Origin of the sequence: Vibrio hepatarius (assembly GCF_011806575.1) — a bacterium.
In the GTDB taxonomy this organism is placed as follows: Bacteria; Pseudomonadota; Gammaproteobacteria; order Enterobacterales; family Vibrionaceae; genus Vibrio; species Vibrio hepatarius_A.
The window spans coordinates 1-6,414 of sequence record NZ_JAATOO010000053.1 but is presented as its reverse complement, the minus strand read 5'-3'; the positions used below and the strand labels follow the sequence as shown (position 1 = coordinate 6,414).

Sequence of the window (6,414 nt, the reverse complement as noted above, 5' to 3'; positions counted from 1 at the left end):
GTTTAATTTGGCTTTTGTGTTTACGGTGTAATAATTGGGTGTAGTGGTAGCGTTGCTCACCACTTAAGCGGGCGTTATGCGACAAGGGAAAATTTTTAGGTTTCTCTAAATTTAATCTCTTTGGCCATTCATTTTTCGGTATCGGCAAATCAGTATTCGCGGCTCAAATTCTTGAATCCCTCTAACTGTAAAACATACCAAAGTTCGTGAAGTTGCCTCATTGAAAATCGTATTTGGTTGTGGAAAGTTTTTAGGGCGCAAAGTGTGGAAAGGGCAAGTTTATGGAAAGCCGGTATTTGCTGAAATCCTGGCTCGTTAAGTTTCTTGCAAGCGAAAGCCAAATCTTCGTTTTAAAGCCCTGTTCCACGCTCGTGGCTGCCTTTTTATTAAATGTTGAGTTCGTTGGTTCTTGAATCACAAAAAGTTATTTGTGCGTTTGTAGTTTTTCGTGTTTAAGGTAATGTTTTCGTTAGTCAATTTGGCGTTGTCGAAACTTCGCATAACAAACAATTCAAGCAGATTCGCAACGCGTGGCAGTTTTGGTTTGCAGTGAGTTTTGTGTTTAAGGTGCAATGCGGCAGCTTTTGTATTGCGTTGCTCACTACTTAATTGGGCGTTAGTTGCCAAGAGGAAATCTGAAGCCAAGTCGCAGAATCTAAAGGTGAAAATTCAAAGTTAAAGCTGTTCTCTTGACCTTCAAATCGAGAGTTTAACTCTTAATTAAGATCCAAAATTTAATTAAGATCCAAAATTGGCATCGTTTAACTGCTTATTTTTCTTCTTTCGGGTTGCGGTTTTTGGGTTAAACAAGTCAAAGTATGTTTTGCTGAAATTGTTTGGTGAGTTTGTCGTTTAAAAGCCGATTTACTTGCTGAAAGTCCGCACTGTGTGACTATCTTTCCAAAAGAGCTTTTTGGTGTTGTCAGTCTGCTTTCTATGGCGTTGTTTGTTCCAAGTGGTTTCAGTGAGAAGCGCTTTGGCACTACGCCTGACTTGAGTACATAAAAGCCAATTACGTTTGTTGTTTGCAAAGTCTAAACTGACGTAAAATCAGCGCATTGGAATTGGCAACTAACAAATTGTTCAAGAGGGATTCGCAACGCGTGGCATTTTTACTATGCGTTAATTTTAGTGTTTAAGGCGGTATGCGGCAGCATCGATGTTTCGTTGCTCACCCCTTAACAAGGCGTTATGCGACAAAGCTAATTTTTTAGGTTTTCTCAATTTTGTTCTCTTCGGCAATCCGTTTTTCGGTGTCGGCAAATCAGCTTTATCGGCTCAAATTCTTGAATCACTTAAACCGTAAAACATGTCAACGTTCGTGAAATTGCCTCATTGAAAATCGTATCTGGTCGCGGAAGGTTTTTCAGGTGCAAAGTGTGGAAAGGACAAGTTTACGGAAAGTCGGCATTTGCTGAAATTTGGGCTCGTTAGTTTTCGGGCAAGTAAAAACTTATTCTTCGCTGTAAATCAGCGTTTCGCATTTGTGGCAGCGTTTTTATTAAATGTTGAATCCGTTGGTTCTTGAATCACAAAAAGTCATCTACGCGTTTGTAGTTTTTCGTCTTTAAGGTAATGTTTTCGTTAGCCAATTGAGCATTGCCGAAACTTCGCATAACAAACAATTCAAGCAGATTCGCAACGCGTGGCAGTTTTGGTTTGCGGTGAGGTTTGTGTTTATGGCGCAATGCGGTGGCTTTTGTAGTGTGTTGCTCACTACTTAATTGGGCGTTAGTTGCCAACGAGGAAAACGTAACTAAAGCAGAGTTTTTGGGGCTAATTCCCATGTGTTTTTGGCTCGGTTTCATATTTCAATTCTTAACCTTTGAGCTTGTGAAAATGGCGCTTTGGTTTCTTGTATGGTTTGGTTTTTCTGTTTCAGAAACCGATTTATTTGTTGAAAGTCAGCTCTGTAACACTGTCTGTCTAAAAGAGCTTTTGGTGTTGTTAGTCCGTTTTCTACGGCGTTTTGTGTTCCAAGTGGTTTCAGTGACAGGCGCTTTAAAACCACGCCTGATTTAAGTTTTCCAAAACACGTAAAGCTAGCGCTGGCAAAGCGGCAATCAACTTCAAGTCAAAGCTTTAGGTTTGGCAACTAACAAACTGTTCAAGAGGGATTCCCAACGCTTGGGACTTTTGCCTCTAAATTGGGTAATGTGTTTATGGCGTTATTTTTAAGTTAGGTGGTAGCGTTGCTCACCCCTTAACAGGGCGTTATACGCTCTTAAACCTCATCACACTAAATATAAAGAAAAAATTGTTTTACGCTAGTAGGTTAGCTTAAAATAATACGCAAAGGTATCCTATACCGATAAAAATAAATCCGCTAGGATCTTAAGAGGCTAGGCATTTGGAAAATATAGATAGTTTTGTTAGGTTGGTGTGCGGAAGTGACTTTGAGAGTAGTTCTGATATAGATAAAATCTTACTGCATCTAAGTACCTCGTTGACTAAGGTAACTCGAGAGCTGGTTGAATTACAATCAATGTCTGACGATAAGTTAGGTTTGTATGGTCCATACTTGGGTCGTTCAATCCTAGAACTTAGTATGACTGCCTTAATTGCTCGTCTAGACCCGTTTAAGATTTTGCTTATGAAGGGGAAGCAAGAACAAGCTGATTACGATTTAGGGAAGCCCCATTCGTCGGCCATTCGTTGGCAAGGTGATGTAGTGGATAAAGCTGTTTCCAATCTATGGGCAGACAATGCACTAAAAGACCCAACACGAGCTATTCTGGGAGCTTACCAAATACATTTGGTACTTACAAAGAGTGCTGAGCTTGTGATCGATGAGGGGAGTGAGGGCGTAATGGGTGAATGGTATACGCAACTGAGTAGTACTACAGCTAGCAGTGCCATCGAGTCTATTAAGTCAAAGATAAATACTGCGTATTCTTCTCTGTCAAAGGGTATACATCATGAACTATTGGTTCCTCAGGAATCTATACTGGATCGTGATACCGTAATATCTATATTAAACGAAACGTTTTATATTGTAGCGTCTACTGGACTATTGGTTTCTCAAGTTCCTCATGCATACAAGAAATCGGAACTAGAACAGAGTTTTAATGACTATAAAAATTCGAAAGAACTGGAGTTAGGTTAATTATGGAATATGAAGTTTACGAAGATAATTCTCTAGTTCTTGCCGCTGAAGACTTTGATATGCAAGAATTTTCAGATTATCATTTTTTTACAACGCAAGATAAAAAGTGCATCTCCAAGCTGAGAGCACATGGTCCTGTATTGTTAAAGGGAGCACGTGGTTGTGGTAAAAGTGCCCTGATGATCGAAGCTTCTAGAGGGCTTTACCCTCAAAATTCAGAAGGTACAGCTGTCGGTATATATATAAGTTTGCGTCATTTGGACCTGTTGCGTACTTCTGGCTCAGAATACATTGAACTGTTTTGTAAATTGGTGATAGGTAAAATTCAGGAACTATTACCTGACCTTGATCTAGATGCACACGCATATACAGTGCCAGAGCTACAGCAAGTTTTGATTAATGTGTCATCACAACTATCAAAGCGGATAGTTGTTTTATTTGATGATGCGGCTCATATCGGTCGTGAAACCAGCTTGTCAGATTTTTTTGATATCTTCAGAACTCTATCGAACAATACCATTTCATGTAAAGCATCGATTTATCCAGGTGTGACTAAATTTGGGACAAGGTTCGATGTCTATAACGATGCAACGGTTATCGATGTAAATCGCTCAGAGACCGCGTCAGATTTTACTGATTTGTTTGTCGAAGTTTTAAATCGTAGATTCTCTAAATCTTTAGATGATTCTAAGTTTGTAAAGGGCTTATCTAAGTCGGAAGTGTGTCAATTGTTGGGTGTCGCCGTACTAGGCAATATGCGTTCTTTCATTTATAGCTGCAATCAGCTCATTACGTCGATAAATGGCTCGTCATCTGTAACGATTACGAATATTACAGAGGCTTTTAAACAGTTATCAAGTAACTATTTCTGGCCACTATTAGAAGAAATTGAACCAAAATTAGGTGTCTACGAGCCTATGGTTGCGCCTGCTCAAGAAATTGCTGAGATCTTCTTTGAAAAAGCGGGAGAAAAAAGTGAGCGTTCAGTTCTAGTGTTGAGAGAGATTGGTCAGAGGCTAAATAAACCTCTAGAGATATTAGAATATGCAGGGTTTATTGCGCGCAAAGAAGTATCGAGAGCGATGAAATCTAGAGGGAGGGGGACTCGTTATGTGCTTAACTTATGTAACATCACTGAATCTTTGGAACATGGCCGCATAACTTCTCAGATGCAGGAAAAATGGTTGTCGTTCAAAGACGATGCTGTTGAATTTCATAGAGGAAGTGAGCTGTATAAACTAGAGTTGCCAGAACCTTTACCAGAGCATGAATTGGACATTTTACAGAAAGATATATCAATACTTAAAAAATCTAATGCGTATCCGTATGGTTTAACGGATTATATGGTTGGCTTGCTTAAGCAAAATAATATTAATTCACTAGAAGACCTAGTTAATACTTCAGACTCTGTGCTTTTACAGTTCGAAAGAATGGGACCTCAGACCTTAAAAAGAGTTAGAAGTACGGTAAACCAAGCTATTTGGATGTAGCACAAAGATCGTATAACAAAGCATTTAAGAGTGATTCCCAACGCTTGGCATTTTTGGTGTCATCGTTGGGTTTTGTGTTTATGGTGGTATGGTCCGGTTTCGTGATAGCGTTGCTCACACCTTAATGCGGCGTTATGCATATGGAGTAAATATGGACGCAGAATTCGAAGTGACTGAATTACCGGACTTTAATGCATTTCGAATTGATGCTGTGCTCCTTAATGGGCACTCTGTCGGCTATATCAATATCTCGCTTAAAGAAACTGTCGCAGATCTTTGTGATTTATGTGTAAAGGACTCCTATATCTATCTCTGGCCTAATTTTATGCCTTCATTTCTGAGCATCACACGAAAGCGTAACTACCAGAATAAAGGTATTGGAAGCGGGGTGCTTACTGCCGCTATTGAACATTCAAGATCTAAAGGTTGCACTAAAATGAAAGGCTGGATGCACGGTGACAAAGTTAGGCTAGAAAGGTTTTATAGATCATTCGGTTTCACAATCAGTGGAATTAATATCGAGCTAGACCTTGAAAATATGCATAACAAAGCGTTTAAGACGGATTCCCAACGCTCGGCATTTTCGGTTTGATTCAGCTTTAGTGTTTACGGCACAATGATTTAGGTGGGGTGGTCTGCGTTGCTCACCACTTAACGCGGCGTTATGTGCTAGCGAGGAAAAATGAAAATACCAACAGATTTAAAAATACTAGAATTCATTTTGAATCATTATATGGAAGATTATTTAGCATATGAGACAGCTAAAAATAGAGAAACAAAAATCTATGTGCCAATCGATGTAGATCATATCGCCAAACACTTCCATATGGAAGGTGATCTCGTATTTGGTCGTCTCTATTATCACCTGAATCCAAAGTATCAGCACGACAATGCAGATGGAGTGACAAACTATTTGTTCAACCTATCTGTAGGAAAAGACAAGCATTGCATTAATTTCCCTATGCTATCATCAATCGTCGCAGATCTTTTAAATGATCATAGTCGCTTTAAAACATCACTTTATGTCGCTGTTTTAGCTGCTATTGTTTCTATTTTTACTCTGGGTGTAACCATAAAGTCAGAGCTACTTAATCAAACCGAGCAAGTTGTAGAGAGTGTGAAAAAAGAACGCACATAACAAAGCGTTTAAGACAGATTCGCAACGCTCGGCATTTTTGGTTTGCTTTGGCTTAAGTGTATACGGCACAATGGTTTAGGTTTGGTGGCGGCGTTGCTCACTACTTAACACGGCGTTATGTGGCAGGAGAGAAATTATGATTCCATCAGCAGTTCTTGTTCATGTTCCAGATGTGGAAAAGGGGCTTGAATGGTATAAGAAAGCCTTTCCTGAAGCCGTTCCAATTTATCACTCAGACATCGATTTTACTGTACTTGATTTGAATGGTTTTTCCATAGAAATTGTCCAAGCAGACGAGAAAGTTGGTGCAGGTAAAAGTGGGTCTGTCATCTATTGGTATGTTGGCAATTTATCTGCTGCTTTAGCTCACTTCGAAGCACTCGGTGCGTATCTCTATCGTGGTCCAATGGAAATCGAAAGTGGGCTTTCAATGTGCCAAGTAGAAGATCCATTTGGTAACTTGATTGGTCTTCGAGGCAAAGCCACATAACAAGGCGTTCAAGAGGGACAGTCAACGCGTGGCGACTTTGGTTTAAATCTTGGCAATTGTGTGTACGGTGGTAAATTGGAATTTGGTGGTAGCGCGTTGCTGCCCCTTAACGCGGCGTTATACACAGGGTGAGTTTTCAGTTAATCTCTATCCTCAAAGTCACTTTCTCTTGTGACTTAACACTTTGCCT

Annotated in this window: 6 protein-coding genes; all 6 read left to right on the top strand. The window is 39.8% G+C overall.

The genetic code is table 11. The annotated features are described in order from the left end of the window. Positions 1-1,692 precede the first annotated feature (1,692 nt). The 6 genes from HCZ42_RS21395 (at position 1,693) to HCZ42_RS21370 (ending at position 6,224) form a co-directional block, all read left to right on the top strand. A complete protein-coding gene (locus HCZ42_RS21395; protein ID WP_167422691.1) occupies positions 1,693-2,022 on the top strand; it encodes a hypothetical protein in 330 nt (109 codons plus the stop codon). Positions 2,023-2,350: 328 nt separating this feature from the next. Then, positions 2,351-3,106, top strand: coding sequence for a hypothetical protein (locus HCZ42_RS21390; RefSeq protein WP_167422696.1), 756 nt, complete (start codon positions 2,351-2,353; stop codon positions 3,104-3,106). A gap of 2 nt (positions 3,107-3,108) precedes the next feature. After that, complete coding sequence (locus HCZ42_RS21385; RefSeq protein WP_167422695.1) at positions 3,109-4,596, top strand: hypothetical protein; 1,488 nt, start codon at positions 3,109-3,111, stop codon at positions 4,594-4,596. A gap of 151 nt (positions 4,597-4,747) precedes the next feature. Beyond that, positions 4,748-5,188, top strand: a complete 441-nt coding sequence (locus HCZ42_RS21380) for a GNAT family N-acetyltransferase (protein ID WP_167422694.1) — start codon at positions 4,748-4,750, stop codon at positions 5,186-5,188. Between the two features lie 90 nt (positions 5,189-5,278). Further along, positions 5,279-5,734 carry a hypothetical protein gene (locus tag HCZ42_RS21375; protein WP_167422693.1) on the top strand — a complete coding sequence of 152 codons (456 nt, stop codon included), beginning with the start codon at positions 5,279-5,281 and terminating at the stop codon, positions 5,732-5,734. A 136-nt stretch (positions 5,735-5,870) separates the two neighbouring features. Continuing rightward, positions 5,871-6,224: a VOC family protein gene (locus HCZ42_RS21370; protein ID WP_167422692.1), complete on the top strand. Its 354-nt coding sequence runs from the start codon at positions 5,871-5,873 to the stop codon at positions 6,222-6,224. The last annotated feature ends 190 nt before the right edge of the window (positions 6,225-6,414 follow it).

Bases quoted from the DNA above. Each gene is read 5' to 3' on its own strand.
- HCZ42_RS21385 (WP_167422695.1), top strand. From the start codon at position 3,109: ATGGAATATGAAGTTTACGAAGATAATTCTCTAGTTCTTGCCGCTGAA.
- HCZ42_RS21380 (WP_167422694.1), top strand. From the start codon at position 4,748: ATGGACGCAGAATTCGAAGTGACTGAATTACCGGACTTTAATGCATTT.
- HCZ42_RS21375 (WP_167422693.1), top strand. From the start codon at position 5,279: ATGAAAATACCAACAGATTTAAAAATACTAGAATTCATTTTGAATCAT.
- HCZ42_RS21370 (WP_167422692.1), top strand. From the start codon at position 5,871: ATGATTCCATCAGCAGTTCTTGTTCATGTTCCAGATGTGGAAAAGGGG.